Origin of the sequence: Planococcus sp. CP5-4_YE, assembly GCF_019042655.1 — a bacterium.
In the GTDB taxonomy this organism is placed as follows: Bacteria; Bacillota; Bacilli; order Bacillales_A; family Planococcaceae; genus Planococcus.
The window spans coordinates 105,614-122,659 of the sequence record NZ_JAHPZO010000009.1 but is presented as its reverse complement, the minus strand read 5'-3'; the positions used below and the strand labels follow the sequence as shown (position 1 = coordinate 122,659).

Here is a 17,046-nt window from a genome sequence, read left to right as displayed (position 1 = left end):
AAGCGGTACGCGAGCTGGGTTCAGAACGTCGTGAGACAGTTCGGTCCCTATCCGTCGCGGGCGCAGGAAATTTGAGAGGAGCTGTCCTTAGTACGAGAGGACCGGGATGGACACATCGCTGGTGTACCAGTTGTTCTGCCAAGAGCATCGCTGGGTAGCTATGTGTGGCCGGGATAAGTGCTGAAAGCATCTAAGCACGAAGCCCCCCTCAAGATGAGATTTCCCATTGCGCAAGCAAGTAAGATCCCTCAAAGACGATGAGGTAGATAGGTTCGGGGTGGAAGCGTGGCGACACGTGCAGCTGACGAATACTAATCGATCGAGGACTTAACCAATAACTGAAATGCGTTTCCATAATTCAATGTCGATTTATCTAGTTTTGAGCGAACAAGCTCAAACCAGTCCAGTGATGATGGCAAAGAGGCCACACCCGTTCCCATCCCGAACACGGAAGTTAAGCTCTTTTGCGCCGATGGTAGTTGGGGGTTTCCCCCTGTGAGAGTAGGACGTCGCTGGTCTATAATTTTGGTCCCGTGGTGTAGCGGTTAACATGCCTGCCTGTCACGCAGGAGATCGCCGGTTCGATCCCGGTCGGGACCGTCATTCCCAAAAGTGAGCACAGCGAACCCGCTGTGCTCTTTTTCTATGGGAACAATATACTTTGATTTGCGAGGCTATCTCCGCTAAACTATGAAAAGACTCAAACGAGGTGAAGAGACATGAGCTACATGATGACAATACAATCGCCACAACAAACAGAAGAACTTGCTATTCGCTTAGCATCGCTTTTGGAGCCGGGAGATCTCCTTACATTAGAAGGTGACTTAGGTGCAGGAAAAACGACCTTTACTAAAGGTTTAGCCAAAGGGCTCGGCATCGAACGAACAGTCAATAGCCCAACTTTCACCATCCTAAAACAATACGATGGCAGGGTAAACTTGAATCATTTTGATGTATACCGCTTGGAAAACAGCGATGAAGATATTGGGTTTGATGAATTATTTGCGGAAGAAGCAGTATCCGTCGTTGAATGGGCTCAGTTTATTGAAGAGTATTTGCCGGCAGATCGTTTGGAGATTGTGATACGCCGCTTGTCTGAAGAAGGACGTGAAGTGGAGTTTTACCCGCACGGTGTCCGTTATGAAAAATTATGCAGGGAGCTAACACAATGATTTTAGGAATCGACACATCAAATTCACCGCTGGCTATCGCCTTGGTGAAAGACGATACAGTATTAATAGAAGAAACTCAAAATCTGAAGATTAATCATTCGCTAACAGCGATGCCGGCGATTGAGGAATTGATGAAAAAAGCAAAAATTGCTCCAGGCGATCTGACACAAATCGTTGTTGCAGAAGGACCTGGTTCTTATACAGGTGTTCGAATAGGCTTGACGATCGCCAAGACGCTCGCTTGGTCGTTAAAAATCCCATTGGTTTCGGTATCCAGTTTGAAGGTGCTTGCAGCAAATGGCCAAGACTTCGACGGATTGGTTTGCCCGGTGATGGATGCAAGGCGCGGTACCGTGTTCACAGCGCTTTATGACGGGCAACATTTGAAAACGGTAATTTCCGATCAGCACAGTGACTTCAAGACGTTTTTGAAACAAGTTCGTATGCAAGAGCGTCCAGTGTTGTTTACGGGTGTCGATCTTGAAATTCACCGCTCGTTGATTGAAGAGACGCTAGGCGAGTTGGCGCATTTTGCACCATTTCCAAACAGACTTCCGCGTGCTTCTAAGCTGATTGCATTAGCTGGAGGGGAGAACGTCAAAGAAGTCCATCATACAGTTCCGGAATATCGGCGGATCACTGAAGCAGAAGCCAATCTGACAAAAACAGAAAAAGGTAAAAACCAATGAGCAACCTAGTGAAATTTCGTAAAATGACCATTCAAGATGTGGATGCAGTATATGAAATTGAAAAACAATCGTTTACGCTGGCTTGGACCAAAGAAGCGTTTGAGCAAGAGATGCTGAAAAATGAATTTGCGTATTACGTACTGGCTGAAACGGCAGAAGGGGTCATTGGATACTGTGGCATGTGGCTCGTAATGGACGAAGCGCATATTACCAATATCGCCATTTCCCCTCAACAACGCGGCAATAAATACGGGAAAGCTTTGATGAAAGAGGCCATGGATCAAGCCAAAGCGCAAGGCGCAAAACTGATGACTTTAGAAGCGCGTGTCAGCAATATAGCTGCGCTTAATTTGTATAAGAAACTAGGATTTCAAAATGGTGGCATCCGAAAAGGGTATTATACGGATAACCAAGAAGATGCCATAGTGATGTGGGTGAATTTCGATGAATGAAGATATTTTTGTGTTGGGAATAGAAACGAGTTGTGATGAAACGGCAGCTTCGGTCGTGAAAAATGGAACTGAGATTATCTCCAATGTAGTGGCATCGCAAATCGAGAGCCACAAGCGTTTTGGGGGTGTTGTTCCGGAAATAGCGTCGCGGCATCATGTCGAACAAATCACGATTGTCATTGAGGAAGCTTTGCAGCAGGCAAACCTGTCGCCATCTGAATTGTCTGCAGTAGCTGTCACAGAAGGGCCGGGGCTAGTTGGGGCCTTGTTAGTTGGGGTTAATGCAGCGAAAGCCTTTGCGTTTGCACATAGCTTGCCGCTAGTGGGCGTGCATCATATCGCAGGCCATATCTATGCGAATCGCTTGGAACAGGAAATGGAGTTTCCACTTTTGTCATTGGTCATTTCAGGAGGACACACTGAGTTAATCCTGATGAAAGAGCATGGCGATTTTACCGTTATCGGCGAAACAAGAGACGATGCTGCAGGAGAAGCGTACGACAAAGTGGCGCGGACCTTGAATTTGCCATATCCTGGTGGGCCCCATATCGACCGGTTGGCGCATCAAAGCGCCGAAGCAGTCGATTTTCCGCGGGTTTGGCTGGAAGAAGGATCCTACGATTTCAGTTTCAGCGGTTTGAAATCGTCTGTTTTGAACTATATGCATAATATGAAACAACGCGGGGAAACGCCTGTGCCGGAAGCTGTTGCCGCAGGATTCCAAAACAGCGTTGTGGAAGTCGTAACGGCAAAAACTTTGCGCGCAGCGAGAGAATTCGGCGTTAAGCAAGTGATTGCAGCGGGCGGTGTAGCAGCCAATAAAGGATTGCGCAAATCGCTTACTGAGACTTTCGAAAAAGAGGGTATTCCATTCTTCATTCCGCCGCTTCCGCTTTGTACCGATAATGCAGCAATGATCGCAGCGGCTGGGACGGTTATGTATGAAAAAGGATTAACAGGAGATATGGCCATGAACGGGCGTCCAGGCATGCCCTTGAATTCTTGGATTCTTGGATTTAACTGAAAGCAGTGCCGCAATTGATTGAGAATTGCGGCATTGCTTCTTTTTTTATGAATAATAGCCAATTCTTACAAGGACATAGAAAGACGTTTTCTGTCAATAGAGAACATTTGTACTTATGCACAATTTGTGAATAAGCTGTTAATAATCTATCGATAACTAGTGGATTTCCTATATATTGTAGGCTAGGAGGTGGAAAAATATGTGGATAAAAGAAAAAATACCTGTGGATAATGTTCATAAGTCTGTTGATAGTTGATTTTTCAACTTCTTGGATGTGCACAAATCTGTGGAAATATTTATTTTGATAAATGGTATTGACCTATATATAGAGAAAAGAAAAACCGCATACCCAGTATGCGGTCAGGAGTTCAGTTCTTCAAGTTGTTCTTGTAGTTCGAGCCATTCGGTCATGGTGGCTTCATGCGATTGCTTGAGCTCTTCAAGGCGTGTTTGCAAAGGCATGACGCGTTCGTGGTCCTGGAAAATATCGGGCTCGCATAATTGTTCTTCTATTGCCGCGATTTCTTCATCGAGCGATTCCATCGCTTGTTCGATTTCGCTATTCTTCCTCACTAGTTGGCGTTCGAGTTTTTTCGCTTCCTTGTCAATTTGTGAAGTAGAGGAGGACGTTTGTGCTTCTGGTTGTTTTGCTTTTGCTTCAAGTGCATCGAGTGCCGCGAGTTCTTCAGTTTCGAGTTTCTTCTCGACATAATAATCGTAATCGCCTAAATACTCGGTGGTACCGTCACGGGACAGTTCAACCACTTTTGTGGCGATCCGGTTCATGAAATAGCGGTCATGGGAAACGAATAAGAGTGTGCCGGGATAATCGATCAAGGCGTTCTCTAGCACTTCTTTGCTATCGAGGTCCAAATGGTTGGTCGGCTCATCAAGCAGCAGGACGTTGGCTTTTTGCATCATGAGCTTGGAGAGTGCCACACGCGCTTTTTCGCCGCCGGATAAAGTCGACACTGGCTTCAACACATCGTCTCCGGTGAACAGGAAGCGTCCGAGAATACCGCGGATGTCTTTTTCGTTCACATGCGGATAATCGTCCCATAATTCGTTGAGTACGAGCTTATTGCCTTTTAAGTTGGCCTGTTCCTGGTCGTAATAGCCGAATTGGATGCCGGTGCCGTAATGGATGTCACCTGCAAGTGCCGGCAATTCTTTCATGATGGTTTTAAGCAGTGTCGATTTGCCGACACCGTTCGGTCCGACGAGCGCCAAGCTTTCGGTTCGGTAAAGTTTTAATGCAACGTTGTTCGACACGGCTTGATTGTGGTAGCCGACCGATAAGGACTGAATGTTCAACACGTCGTTGCCGCTTTGCTTTAGGATATCAAAGCCAAAACGGGCCGATTTTTCATCGCCTTCAGGAGCTTCCATCCAATCGGTTTTCTCAAGCACACGCCGCCTGCTTTGCGCCATTTTGGTCGTGGAGGCGCGGACTAGGTTGCGGGCCACATAATCTTCGAGTTTGGCTTTTTCACCTTGCTCTTTTTCGTAATGTTTGCGGTCGAGCTCGTATTGCTTCGCTTTTTCGCTCAAATAGCGGCTGTAGTTGCCGGTATATTTCCGAACCTTCTTGCGCGATACTTCGTAGACGAGCGTGACGACTTGGTCCAGGAAATAACGGTCATGGGATACAATGAGCAAGGCCCCGGGATAATTCTTCAAATAGTTTTCGAGCCAGCTCAAGGTTTCGATGTCCAAGTGGTTGGTCGGCTCATCGAGTATGAGCAGCTGGGGCTTGGCAAGCAGGAGCTTGGCCAGCATGAGACGGGTTTTCTGGCCGCCTGACAGGGAAGTGATTTTCTTTTCATAGTCTTCCGGATAAAACTTCATGCCATGCAAGACCGCGCGTGTATCGGCTTCAAATTGATAGCCACCGGCGTCTTTGAAGTTGGTTTGCAGCAAGTCATACTCCTGCATGACTTTGCCGTTACGTTCTGCGTCATTGTAGACATCCGGGTTGGCCATCGCGGCTTCAAGCTCACGGAGTTTTGCTTCCTGGTCACGGAAATGGGCGAAGATTTTCATCATTTCCTGCCATACGGTGGCATCTGAGTTCAAGTCGGTTTGTTGTTCCAAATAGCCGATCGTCAAATCTTTCGGCATGATCAAATCGCCGCTGTCGTAAGACATTTCGCCGGCGATGATTTTCAGCAATGTGGATTTCCCGGCACCGTTGCGGCCGACAAGTGCGACCCGGTCGCGGTGCTGAACTTCGAGTTTGGCGCCTGAGATGATTTCCTCGGCACCGAATGATTTATGGATTTGATTGACTTGCAATACGATCATTAGGGTCACCTCTATTCTTCTTAAGTGTAGCTGATGGGCGTGCGCTTCGCAATTGCGCAAGCCTTTACATATCAAGGCCTGTCATGTAAGATTGATACGATTTGACAACAGTTCAGAAGGAAGCGATCCCATGCTTGACGAATCCCATAAAATCCCGCAAGCGACAACGAAGCGGCTACCCTTGTACTACCGATTTCTACAGAATTTCGCCAACGCCGGGCAAAAACGCATCTCCTCCCAAGAGTTGAGTGAAGCGATGAAAATCGATTCGGCGACTATCCGCCGCGATTTTTCCCACCTCGGGGCACTCGGCAAAAAAGGTTACGGTTATGAGGTCCAAGAGCTTTTAGCGTTTTTCCGTAAGACGCTAGACCAGGACGAAGCGACCAATGTCGCCTTGATCGGTGTCGGAAGCCTCGGCAGCGCGTTTTTAAAATACAATTTCCATCGCAATCACAATACGAAAATCATCCTGGCCTTTGATACGAATAGTCCGCCAGAAGGCAAAACCATTAGTGGCATCGATACGTACCATCCGGATTTGATCGAAGAGAAGATCAAGCAGTACGGAGTCGAAGTGGTTATTTTGACGGTGCCATCGCGATCGGCTCAGGAAGTCACTGACCGGCTCGCTGAGACCGACATCAAAGGCATTCTGAACTTCACGCCGGTGCGCATTTCTGTGCCGGAACATATCCGTGTCCAGACGATTGATTTATCGGTTGAACTGCAGACTTTGATCTACCAGATTAAGCATGATTAACATAAAACCTTCACATTTGAACGGCCATTGCAAATAGCCAAAAGGCCTTGTTTCATGTACACTAGAAGCATACTACAGGAGGTGTCTGATATGGCTCCAGGTCCACTAAGTTTAATCATCATCGGGATTGTCGCCTTGCTGATTTTCGGCCCGAAAAAATTGCCGGAACTAGGTAAAGCATTCGGTTCTTCCTTGCGCGAATTCAAAAACGCGACCAAAGGATTGGCTGATGACGATGAAGATGACAAGACAGCAAAGAAAAACGATCTAGATAAGAAAGACGAGCACAAGTAACACGATAGGATGTTTGTCCGATGAACCAACAAAATGAAATGACGGTAGTTGAACATATAGGTGAACTTAGAAAACGGCTGACCTTGATAGTCGTTTTCTTTCTGTTCGCGCTCATTGCCGGATTCTTTCTCGCTGAGCCACTGATCCGCTATTTGCAATTCAGTGAAGAGGCGCGGAATCTGACCTTGAATGCCTTCAAGATCACCGATCCGATTAAGATATATATGCAGGTCATGATGATTTTGGCATTGATCATCACGTCTCCATTAATTATGTACCAATTCTGGGCATTCATTAGCCCGGGGCTTTCTGACCGGGAGCGGAAAGTGACGCTTGGATATATCCCGTTTTCTGTGTCGCTGTTCATCGGCGGCATTGCCTTTTCGTATTTGGTGTTGTTCCCGTACGTCATAGGGTTCATGCTTAATATCTCGGAGAGCTTGGATATCCAGGAAACGATTGGGATCAATGAGTATTTCCAGTTCTTGTTCCAGATTACCTTGCCGTTCGGCTTTATCTTCCAGTTGCCGGTATTGATGCTGTTTTTGACGCGTCTCGGTATTCTGACGCCGATGATGATGACCAAGTACCGAAAGTATGCGTATTTGGCTTTGGTGACGATTGCCGCATTCATTACCCCGCCGGATATCGTTTCGCATATGCTGGTGACTTTGCCTTTGATCTTGCTCTATGAATTCAGTGTAATTATTGCGCGCATTGGCTATCGCAAGTTCCTGCGGGCAGAACAGCAGCAGGCAATTGAAGAACAGACAGAAGACCTTCCGCCGAAATAATGGCGGGAGGTTTTTTGTATGGAATGAAATGTATCTAAATCAGAAAAAACCGCGTCAGCTCTTAACACTGGCGCGGAGGGGAACTTATGGGAATATGATTAGGATTTCTCATGAAAGTTAATCTTCGAAAGATAGGTTAACCGGTTCTTCCATTAGCTCGTTGTCCAATTGCATATTGGTTGTAGGGGTATTGGCATCCACTGTTTGGAAAGACAGTCCATCGATCCAGACACTGCCTTTACCGGTTAGCAACACGCCGAATGAGATAGCTGCGCTGTTGTCCGGGACATCGAGAACAATGGCATAGCGGTTCCACGTGGTGGTGCCGATGAGCGGTCGATTGCTCATATTGTCGAATTGTAAAACGTCTTCTGATGAATTGTCGACACGCATCCATAGGCCCGCGAAATGTTGGACGTCTTTCGTTTGGATAAATCCGGACAGTTGAATGCGCTGTCCGCGGTAACGGTCGGCTTTAAACTGCTGCATCATCGTGGCGAATTCTTCATCATCCGCGGAATCGGTTGATTTTAGGTATCCCGATGCTCGCCCCTGATGGATTTCTTTTCGGTCAGTGCCGATTTCGTAATGGTCAGGATGGCTGCCGCTGATGAACCAGCCTTTAGGATGTTCAGTCATTTTTGTTTCCTCCTTTTCTAAGTACAGGGCGGTCATGATTTTTCGGTAACGTCCAGGTGGCAGTTGATAAACTTTCTTGAAAGCGCGCGTGAAAGCTTCTTGGGATTCGAATTGATAGAAAAAGGCAATATCGATAATACGTTCATCGGTATATAAAAGCTGGCTAGCGGCATTGGCAAGGCGTCTCCTCCGTATGTATTCAGCAGCGGATATGCCAACAATATGTTGAAATACGCGGTGAAAATGATATTGAGAAAATCCGGTGGCCGCTGCAACCTCATTAGCTGAGATAGGCTCGTGCAAATGCGATTCTATCCATTGAATGGACTTTTGGATAAAGTGTTCGTAACCCACCGTGTATCACCTCCTTCTACGCTTTATCATAAAACAAAGCAAAATTGCATTTTTGATATTTATTGCTTTTTTGCCGTGAAGGCATAAAAACCGCCATTCCAATATAGGAACGGCGGTTTTGGGTTATTGCAGGTTTTCCATTTGTTTGATGAAGGTTTCGATTTTGTCCATGTTGAGCTGGATGAGCATGACGTAGCCGTTCAGCATGATGTGCGCGATGATCGGTGTAAGGATGCGCTTGGTCCGCTGATAGAGGGCTGCCAGGATCAGTCCGGTCGTGAAATAGAGCAAGAGATGCGTGAACTCGAGATGGACGAGCGCGAAGACCAGTGCCGAGATGGCTGTGGCGATCCAGAAGTTCATCGTCTGGTTCAAGGAGCCAAAGACGACTCTGCGGAAGACCAGTTCTTCGAGGATCGGGCCGAACAGGACGACCGCGATGATCGCATATGGCACGACTTCAGCGATTTGGACGAGCGTCTGCGTATTGGCAGATCCCGGGTCGATGCCGATTGCCATTTCGATCATGGCAGCGATCGATTGGCCGATGATCAATAGCAGAAATCCGAGAATGCCCCAGCCGATTGCAGCGGGAAGACTCGATTTTTTGCCTTTCCAAATATTGAAGAAGTTGCGATCGCGCAAGATGAGAATCATCGTAACTAAAAAGCCGATGCCCATCGTCAGGAAGATCAGCCATCCGGAAGTGGAAGCGCGGGCGGTGGCATCGTCAAGCCCTTGGTCACGGAAATAACCAAGTGTCGGGCCGATAAAGAGAATCGGCATGAGCTGAACGGCCACGAAAACCAGCAGGACCAGGAGCGGCGTGCGCATGTTTTTGCGCTTATTTCCTTTCGCTTTCTGCGAAGAGGCGGTTTTATCGGTTGAGGTCATGTAGTCAAATTCCTTTCTTTTCGCGTGCTTCTTTTATTGTAGGGCTTAACGGAAAAAGGCGCAAAGAATTCAAAACGGCCTATGGTTTCTGCTTGCAATTAACTGAAGATTTTATTAAACTTATTTATGGGTTAGCACTCAAAGGTTGAGAGTGCTAAGCGACTAGAAGCTATTTAATTTGAGGAGGGTGTTTCAATTGTTAAGACCATTAGGAGATCGTGTCATCATTGAGCTCGTCGAAAAGGAAGAAAAGACATCTAGCGGAATCGTCTTGCCAGGATCGGCGCAGGAAAAGCCGCAGGAAGGCAAAGTGATTGCGGTAGGGAATGGGCTTATCCGTGAAAATGGACAGCGTACAGAGCTGGACGTAAATGAGGGAGACCGCATCGTCTTTTCGAAGTATGCGGGCACAGAATTGAAATACGAAGGCAAAGAATACTTAATCCTACGTGAAAACGACATCCTTGCGATTGTCGGCTAAATAAGCATAAATTCTATTTAAATAGGAGGAACCGAATCATGGCAAAAGATATTAAGTTCAGTGAAGATGCACGCAGCTTGATGCTGCAGGGTGTAGATAAATTAGCGGACGCAGTCAAAGTAACGCTTGGGCCAAAAGGGCGCAATGTCGTACTTGAGAAGAAATTCGGCACGCCGCTTATCACAAACGATGGCGTAACGATCGCCAAAGAAATCGAGCTTGAAAATGCGTTTGAAAACATGGGCGCGAAACTGGTAGCGGAAGTCGCTTCCAAAACAAACGATATCGCCGGTGACGGTACAACAACTGCGACAGTTCTTGCACAAGCGATGATTCGTGAAGGCTTGAAGAACGTCACAGCTGGCGCCAACCCTGTCGGCATTCGCCGCGGCATCGAACTTGCTGTGGAAAGCGCGGTTACTGGATTGCAGTCCATTTCTCAACAAATCGAAGGCAAAGAATCGATCGCGCAAGTAGCGGCGATTTCTTCTGGCGACGAGGAAGTCGGCAAATTGATCGCAGAAGCAATGGAGCGCGTTGGCAACGACGGCGTCATCACTTTGGAAGAATCCCGCGGCTTCACGACGGAACTTGACGTTGTGGAAGGGATGCAATTCGACCGCGGCTACCAGTCTCCTTACATGGTGACGGATTCCGACAAAATGGAAGCAGTTCTTGAAAACCCGTTCATCCTTGTCACAGACAAGAAAATCGGCAACATCCAGGAAATCCTTCCAGTACTCGAGCAAGTCGTTCAGCAAAGCAAACCGCTACTCATCATCTCTGAAGATGTTGAAGGCGAAGCGTTGGCAACACTTGTCGTGAACAAATTGCGCGGCACATTCAACGCAGTGGCTGTGAAAGCTCCTGGATTCGGCGACCGCAGAAAAGCGATGCTCGAAGACATTGCTGCACTCACTGGCGCTGAAGTGATTACAGAAGACCTCGGTCTTGACCTGAAATCCACAAACATCGCACAACTTGGACGCGCAGCGAAAGTCGTCGTTTCGAAAGACAACACGACAATCGTTGAAGGCAATGGCGATTCCGAGAAAATCATCGCTCGCGTGGCGCAAATCCGCAGCCAATTGGAAGAAACGACTTCTGAATTCGACCGCGAAAAACTGCAGGAGCGCCTCGCGAAACTTGCCGGCGGTGTAGCCGTCATCAAAGTCGGCGCAGCAACTGAAACAGAACTCAAAGAGCGTAAATTGCGCATTGAAGACGCATTGAACGCAACACGCGCAGCGGTTGAAGAAGGCATCGTGGCAGGCGGCGGTACAGCGCTTATCAATGTCTACAACCAAGTGGCGGAAGTTGCAGCTCAGCAAGAAGGCGACGTCGCGACAGGCATCAACATCGTGCTTCGTGCACTTGAAGAGCCGGTTCGCCAAATCGCAACGAACGCTGGTCTTGAAGGCTCGATCATCGTTCACCGCTTGAAAACGGAAGAAGTCGGCATTGGCTACAACGCAGCAACAGGCGAATGGGTCAACATGCTTGAACAAGGCATCGTAGACCCAACGAAAGTGACGCGTTCTGCATTGCAAAACGCAGCATCTGTTGCAGCTATGTTCCTGACAACTGAAGCAGTCGTAGCAGACCTGCCAGAACCAGCACAAGCTGGCGGTGGCATGCCCGATATGGGCGGCATGGGCGGCATGATGTAAGTCATCAGCCCATTTAGAAAAATCCCCTTCCACATTATGTGGAAGGGGATTTTTTGATATCAAAACTATAGTGAATCCTACTTCCTCGAAGTATACTGAAAAACCGGATCCATCAACTCAAACTCATAGCTCTCACTATTGACCTTCCCGAGAACCTGTTCGCTATCGTAAAGCTCCAGCATAAACTGTGCCATCTCTTTTGCGGTATGGAACTTCTGCACATTGTCGCTATAGCTGAAGTCATCAAGCTCCCGCGCTGTTTTCACGAATTCGGTTTCTGTCATGGACGGTGCGAGTATTTTAACTTTCAACCGAGCTCCGTTATCCTGCAGTTCCTGGGCCAGGCCTTCTGTAAATGCGCTTACGTAAAATTTGGTCGCAGCGTATGTCACGGCATTTGGCACGAGTCGGTAGCCGAGGTCTGATGATACGTTGATGAGCTGCGCGCCTTCTTGGTCCGCATAGTCGCGTGCATAAAGAGTGGAAAGCGTGGTGAGTGCTTCAACATTTACGCGAAGCATCTGTTCCGTTTTAGTTACATCTTGTTCAGCGACGGTTGCGCTGTTTCCGAAGCCGGCGTTGTTGACGAAGGTTTCAATATCGTATTCTTTGAGGCTTTCGTAAAGCGCATGGACCTGCTCGCTATCGGATAGGTCTGTGGGTTTGATAACGACGTCCAGATCAGAGTTTATGCTTTGAATGTTCTCTTTAAGATTATTGAGCTCGGCTTCTCTTCTTGCGACAAGAATCAGGTTTTTGCCACGTGCTGCGAAAGCCAATGCCGCTTCATATCCGATTCCTGAGCTGGCGCCTGTGATAACTGTGTACTTCATGTGAATCCCCCCATTGAAATGAATGTTTAGCAAATGTACAGAAATACTGAAACTCTCCTGAAATCGTGCTGGGTATTGAAGTGGAATAAAAAGCAGTTATAAATCGGTAATTTCTTGGAGTATTTAGAATTATGAGTGTACTCAAATGAAGATTATACACTATTCTTCGAGTAGCAAAGGAATAGGAAGCATCGAGTTAATTAAAAAGATCATTTAAGGGTATAAAGTGGATACGACGATTTTTCCCAGAATATGCAGGAAGGCTCGATTGATGCGAGCATTTCATAGATCAACGGGAAAGCGGATGCCGCATCACAGGCGTCGCAGTTGTGCCGAATGCACCTCAAGGATTATACTCGGTGCATCATTAAGTAGAGGACGGCTTCATTTTGACGGAGGAATGGACGTAATAGATAGGAGAAAGGTGAAGAATGATGGATATCCTAAAAGCGAAGACATTTGAAGAACGCATGGACATATTGAACGAAACAGTCGCACCGTTTACAGAACGGGCCGCGCATAACGATTCGGAACGAAAATTTCCATTTGAGAATTTTGAGGAACTGAAAGCGATCAATTACCCCGCGCTGACGATTCCGAAAGAATACGGCGGAGCGGGGATTTCCTTGTCGGAGATGCTACGCTATCAGGAAGCGATCAGCCGTGCGGACGGGTCGACGGGATTATCGATCGGCTGGCATATGGGCATCGTGAAAGATTTGGGCGAGACGAAGAAATGGGATGAATCGGTGCTCGAAGATTTATTCGATGACATCAAAGCACGCGGCGCATTGATCAATAATTGCGCGACCGAAAAGCAGACCGGCAGCCCGACAAGAGGCGGCAAACCGTCGACGACAGCCAGAAAAGTTGACGGTTTGTGGGTCATTGACGGGCGCAAGTCGTTCACGTCGATGGCGCCGGTATTGGATTACTTCAACGTGACCGCTGTGATTGAGGAGACCGGGGAAGTCGGCTACTTTCTCATTCCGCGGTCGGCTGACGGTATAGCGATCGACGAAACCTGGGATAGCGTGGCAATGACCGGCACTGGGAGCCATGATTTGGTGTTGACGAATGTCCACGTGGAGGAAAAAGCGTTGGTCGAAATCAGTGTGCCCGGGAAAAAGCAGCCGGCCGGATGGCTGTTGCATATTCCGGCGTGCTATCTCGGAATCGCACAGGCCGCGCAGGATTACGCAATCCGCTTTGCACAGGAGTATTCGCCGAATAGCTTGAACGGGCCGATTATCGAGCTGCCGAATGTGAAACAAAAGATCGGCCAAATCGAATTGGAGTTGCAGCGGGCGCGGCATTTCCTTTATTCCGTCGCGAAACAATGGGATGAATCGAACGACGAACAGCGCTCGCAGATGGCGGCGGAACTTGGGGCCGTGAAAGTCGCGGTAACGAATTCAGCGGTCGACATCGTGGATCTGGCGATGCGGGTGGCGGGCGCACACAGCCTTTCTGAACAATCGCCGCTGCAGCGCTATTATCGCGATGTGCGGGCGGGGCTTCACAACCCGCCGATGGAAGACATGCTCATTCCGTCGCTTGCGGACTTTGCGATTGCCAACCAAGCAGTAAAGCAGCCGGTGGAATAAGAGGCACAATAGCCGGAGCAGAGAGATTGTTTTTCCTGTTTCAATAATGTGATTATTGCTAGAATTTAAAGTGGGAAACCCTTGTGAAATAAGGGTTTCCCGCTTTTTTTGTCTGTAAATAACGGACGGTAAAAAAGTAGGGAAATTCAAGTTTAAAAAGTTGGCAAACACTTTATCATCGGATACAATTGGACACTTGTTGAAAAAAATCTTGCGGGTGTGGCGGTCTTTTTATATCATCACGCCAGCTGTCTATTGAAAGTGAAATCATCAGCTACGATTTCTATCATTCTTTTGTACGGCCTGGATTTGCACAACAGAACGATAAGGGAGGAATAAGATTGAAGAAATATGCATCCAGGACCGATTGGCCAGTCATGTGGATTAGTGGCGGGCTATTGGTGGCGTTTGTTTTAGCGTCATTTATTAATGTGGAGATGGTGTCATCCATCGTGAATTTGGCTTTTGCCTTTGCAGTGAAGTACTTTGGCGCATTTTGGCAAGTGTTGTTGCTGGGAACGTTTTTTATTGCTTTGTTTATAGGGTTTTCGAAATACGGGAATATCCGCCTTGGGGGCATCGATAAGCCCGAGGTTAGTTATTTCAAATGGGTTGCCATGATCATGACGACCTTACTTGCCGGGGGCGGCGTATTTTGGGCCGCGGCTGAACCGATGTATCATTTTCTGGATCGGTCCCCTAATTTTGCAGGAGTAGAATCCGGTACAGCGAGCGCTGTCGTGCCGGCTTTTGCCCAGTCTTACTTGCATTGGGGCTTTCTGGCTTGGTCCATTCTCGGGACGCTTGGAACGATCGTGTTGATGTATGCGCATTACCAAAAAGGAATGCCGTTAAAACCAAGATCTTTGCTCTACCCATTGCTTGGCGAAAAAGTTATGGGGAAAAGCGTGCTTGGTACTGCCATTGACGCCTCTGCCGTCATCGCCGTGGCAGCTGGCACCATCGGCCCGATCGGCTTTCTTGGCTTGCAGGCAGCTTACGGGCTGGAATCATTGTTCGGCGTGCCGAATACTTTGTTCACCCAAGTGATGATCATCGTTGCGGTCGTGGTGATCGCGACGATCTCTGCGATCACGGGACTTCGAAAAGGCATCCAATTCTTGAGCAATGTCAATATTTTGCTGACACTATTGTTGATGCTGGTTATTTTGGTTATTGGCCCGGGTGGCTTTATCGCCGACACTTTCTTAGCGGCATCGGGTATTCACTTGCAGGAATTTTTGGCGATGAGCACATTCCGCGGGGATTCCGCGTGGCTGGGTTCTTGGACCATCTTTTTCTGGGGCTGGTTCCTCGGTTATGGCCCGATGATGGCTATTTTTATCTCCACCATCACGAGAGGCCGGACGATTCGTGAATTGATCTTGGCCGTATCGATTACGGCGCCGATTGTGACGGCGTTCTGGTTTACAGTCGTAGGCGGGACGGGCATGTTTTATGAGCTTGGGGACCCGGGTGTCATTTCTTCTGCCTTGAACGCGGACGGCATGCCGGCTGCGATGATGGCCATCACGCAACAGCTGCCGTTTGATACAGTGATTGCACCGCTGTTCCTGTTGGTCACGATTCTTTTCGTGGTAACGACGGCGGATTCGATGGCCTATACCATTTCGGTAGCGATTACCGGCAATGGCCATCCACCGAAAGCGATGCGCGTCTTTTGGGCAGTCATCATGGGAACTGTCGCAATCGTGCTACTCATGATCAGTGAAGGCGGCATTCAAGCCATTCAATCCTTTATCGTCGTCACGGCGATTCCGGTTTCATTGCTGTTGCTGACGACGTTTTGGGCAGCTCCAAAAGCGGCCAAGACGATGTATGTCGACCAGTTCGGCACTGAAGCAAGACGCCAGGCAAGAGTGGCGAAAACGGACGGAAACTAAACGACGTTAGCTCGAACCGGCAAAGCGATGGAAGACAGATTGAATTTTTCCACACGCAGCGGTTCAGTGTCTCTATAATAGAAAGTTCTTGGTGGACAGAATGAGACGGGCAATTATCTGTAATGGATAATTGCCCGTTTTTTATCGGGAAATAGCTGCCCCGAAAAGTTCTGTGTCCAGATAAGTGCAAATTATGTCGACGCTTACATTAATTTTTCCTTATGTGACATCTGTCACTAGCCGCTATGGCTGCGCCTCCTGTACGTTAGCAAGAGCAGACAACTGCTTCCGATATGGAATTTGCATCTAGAGGAGATTTTTTGAATGAAAAAAATAGCATGGATCACGGATACAGCAGCGCAATTGGATGATGCGTTCATCCAACGGCATAATGTCTATGTATTGCCCCTTAGTGTCGTGTTTGATGATGGGTCGTACCGCGAGTCGATCGACCTGACACAAGGAGAATTTTACGATAAATTACGCGTGGCGAAAGTATCACCGAAAACGTCACAGCCGGCCATCGGGGAGATGGTTGCTTTATATGAACAATTGCAGTCTGAAGGCTATGATTTTGCGGTAGCGCTTCATTTGTCGAGCGGATTGTCCGGCACCTATAATAGCGCCCAATCAGCTGCTGAGATGGCCGATTTCAAAGTCTATCCAATCGACTCGAAAATCGGTTCGTTCCCGATGGGGAAAATGATCGAAATCGGCAATGAATTGTTCGCAGCTGGTAAAGGACCGGAAGAAGTCGTGGAGACGATCAACCAATTGACCGCTAAATCGCATTTGTCGTTCATTCCGTCGAGTTTGAACCAATTGCATAAAAGCGGACGGGTGTCAGGCACGCAGGCATTCCTCAGCAATATCCTCAACATCAAAGTGGTCATCACTTTTGTGGACGGCGTCACGACGATGAAAGAAAAAGTCCGGTCGAACAAACGCGCTAAGGAAAGCGTCAATTCGGCGTTGCGGGCGGATATGGAGACTGGAATGGTGCCGGAAGTGGCGGTCATCCATTGCAATAATGAAGCCGGTGCCGAAGTGTGGAAAAGTGAATTGATGAAGGAATTTTCCGGGCTGAAAGTGGAAGTCATTCCATTGAGCGTCTGTGTAGGCGTCCATGCCGGCGAAGGCACGACCGGCTTGAGCTGGGTTAGTTATTAAAA

The 17,046-nt window shown here is 48.0% G+C and carries 16 protein-coding genes, 1 tRNA gene and 2 rRNA genes; 15 read left to right on the top strand and 4 right to left on the bottom strand.

Features of this window, described 5'->3' with window-relative positions:
• The 7 genes from KTG14_RS11790 to tsaD form a co-directional block, all read left to right on the top strand.
• Window positions 1-335 (top strand): 23S ribosomal RNA (locus tag KTG14_RS11790); the annotation flags it as partial.
• Between the two features lie 67 nt (window positions 336-402).
• Window positions 403-518: ribosomal RNA gene (gene rrf, locus KTG14_RS11785) — 5S ribosomal RNA — on the top strand.
• A gap of 9 nt (window positions 519-527) precedes the next feature.
• Window positions 528-600: transfer RNA gene (locus tag KTG14_RS11780), tRNA-Asp, on the top strand.
• Window positions 601-719: 119 nt separating this feature from the next.
• Window positions 720-1,172: a tRNA (adenosine(37)-N6)-threonylcarbamoyltransferase complex ATPase subunit type 1 TsaE gene (gene tsaE, locus KTG14_RS11775; protein WP_216971129.1), complete on the top strand. Its 453-nt coding sequence runs from the start codon at window positions 720-722 to the stop codon at window positions 1,170-1,172.
• Window positions 1,169-1,861, top strand: a complete 693-nt coding sequence (tsaB, locus tag KTG14_RS11770; RefSeq protein ID WP_216971128.1) for a tRNA (adenosine(37)-N6)-threonylcarbamoyltransferase complex dimerization subunit type 1 TsaB — start codon at window positions 1,169-1,171, stop codon at window positions 1,859-1,861. The genes tsaE and tsaB overlap by 4 nt, the downstream gene beginning before the upstream one ends.
• The gene (gene rimI / locus KTG14_RS11765; protein WP_216971127.1) at window positions 1,858-2,313 is read left to right on the top strand and encodes a ribosomal protein S18-alanine N-acetyltransferase; all 456 of its coding nucleotides are present in this window, start codon (window positions 1,858-1,860) and stop codon (window positions 2,311-2,313) included. Before tsaB ends, rimI begins: the two co-directional genes overlap by 4 nt.
• Entirely contained in the window at window positions 2,306-3,337 is a 1,032-nt protein-coding gene (tsaD, locus tag KTG14_RS11760; RefSeq protein WP_216971126.1) for a tRNA (adenosine(37)-N6)-threonylcarbamoyltransferase complex transferase subunit TsaD, read from the top strand. The genes rimI and tsaD overlap by 8 nt, the downstream gene beginning before the upstream one ends.
• A gap of 360 nt (window positions 3,338-3,697) precedes the next feature.
• On the opposite strand, the gene KTG14_RS11755 is transcribed toward tsaD, so the two are convergent.
• Complete coding sequence (locus tag KTG14_RS11755) at window positions 3,698-5,641, bottom strand: ABC-F family ATP-binding cassette domain-containing protein (protein WP_216971125.1); 1,944 nt, start codon at window positions 5,639-5,641, stop codon at window positions 3,698-3,700.
• Between the two features lie 130 nt (window positions 5,642-5,771).
• On the opposite strand from KTG14_RS11755, the gene KTG14_RS11750 reads away from it, so the two are divergent.
• From KTG14_RS11750 to tatC, 3 genes are all read left to right on the top strand, one after another.
• Entirely contained in the window at window positions 5,772-6,404 is a 633-nt protein-coding gene (locus KTG14_RS11750) for a redox-sensing transcriptional repressor Rex (protein WP_068460450.1), read from the top strand.
• 90 nt (window positions 6,405-6,494) lie between these two features.
• Window positions 6,495-6,698, top strand: coding sequence for a twin-arginine translocase TatA/TatE family subunit (locus KTG14_RS11745; RefSeq protein ID WP_216971124.1), 204 nt, complete (start codon window positions 6,495-6,497; stop codon window positions 6,696-6,698).
• 20 nt (window positions 6,699-6,718) lie between these two features.
• Entirely contained in the window at window positions 6,719-7,492 is a 774-nt protein-coding gene (gene tatC / locus KTG14_RS11740) for a twin-arginine translocase subunit TatC (protein ID WP_216971123.1), read from the top strand.
• 117 nt (window positions 7,493-7,609) lie between these two features.
• Here tatC and KTG14_RS11735 read toward each other — a convergent pair whose 3' ends face one another.
• Together KTG14_RS11735 and KTG14_RS11730 are read right to left on the bottom strand one after the other, a co-directional pair.
• The gene (locus KTG14_RS11735) at window positions 7,610-8,485 is read right to left on the bottom strand and encodes a helix-turn-helix domain-containing protein (RefSeq protein ID WP_216971122.1); all 876 of its coding nucleotides are present in this window, start codon (window positions 8,483-8,485) and stop codon (window positions 7,610-7,612) included.
• Window positions 8,486-8,608: 123 nt separating this feature from the next.
• Entirely contained in the window at window positions 8,609-9,379 is a 771-nt protein-coding gene (locus KTG14_RS11730; protein WP_216971121.1) for a CPBP family intramembrane glutamic endopeptidase, read from the bottom strand.
• A gap of 196 nt (window positions 9,380-9,575) precedes the next feature.
• Here KTG14_RS11730 and groES point away from each other — a divergent pair, with 196 nt between their 5' ends.
• Both groES and groL read left to right on the top strand, forming a co-directional pair.
• Window positions 9,576-9,860: a co-chaperone GroES gene (groES, locus tag KTG14_RS11725; protein ID WP_216971120.1), complete on the top strand. Its 285-nt coding sequence runs from the start codon at window positions 9,576-9,578 to the stop codon at window positions 9,858-9,860.
• Between the two features lie 38 nt (window positions 9,861-9,898).
• On the top strand, window positions 9,899-11,530 hold the full coding sequence (gene groL / locus KTG14_RS11720) for a chaperonin GroEL (protein WP_216971119.1): 1,632 nt from the start codon (window positions 9,899-9,901) through the stop codon (window positions 11,528-11,530).
• 77 nt (window positions 11,531-11,607) lie between these two features.
• Here groL and KTG14_RS11715 read toward each other — a convergent pair whose 3' ends face one another.
• Entirely contained in the window at window positions 11,608-12,363 is a 756-nt protein-coding gene (locus tag KTG14_RS11715; RefSeq protein ID WP_216971118.1) for an SDR family NAD(P)-dependent oxidoreductase, read from the bottom strand.
• 434 nt (window positions 12,364-12,797) lie between these two features.
• On the opposite strand from KTG14_RS11715, the gene KTG14_RS11710 reads away from it, so the two are divergent.
• From KTG14_RS11710 to KTG14_RS11700, 3 genes are all read left to right on the top strand, one after another.
• Window positions 12,798-13,970, top strand: coding sequence for an acyl-CoA dehydrogenase family protein (locus tag KTG14_RS11710; RefSeq protein WP_216971136.1), 1,173 nt, complete (start codon window positions 12,798-12,800; stop codon window positions 13,968-13,970).
• A 341-nt stretch (window positions 13,971-14,311) separates the two neighbouring features.
• The gene (locus tag KTG14_RS11705; RefSeq protein ID WP_216971117.1) at window positions 14,312-15,874 is read left to right on the top strand and encodes a BCCT family transporter; all 1,563 of its coding nucleotides are present in this window, start codon (window positions 14,312-14,314) and stop codon (window positions 15,872-15,874) included.
• Between the two features lie 324 nt (window positions 15,875-16,198).
• Window positions 16,199-17,044, top strand: coding sequence for a DegV family protein (locus KTG14_RS11700; RefSeq protein ID WP_216971116.1), 846 nt, complete (start codon window positions 16,199-16,201; stop codon window positions 17,042-17,044).
• Window positions 17,045-17,046 lie beyond the last annotated feature (2 nt).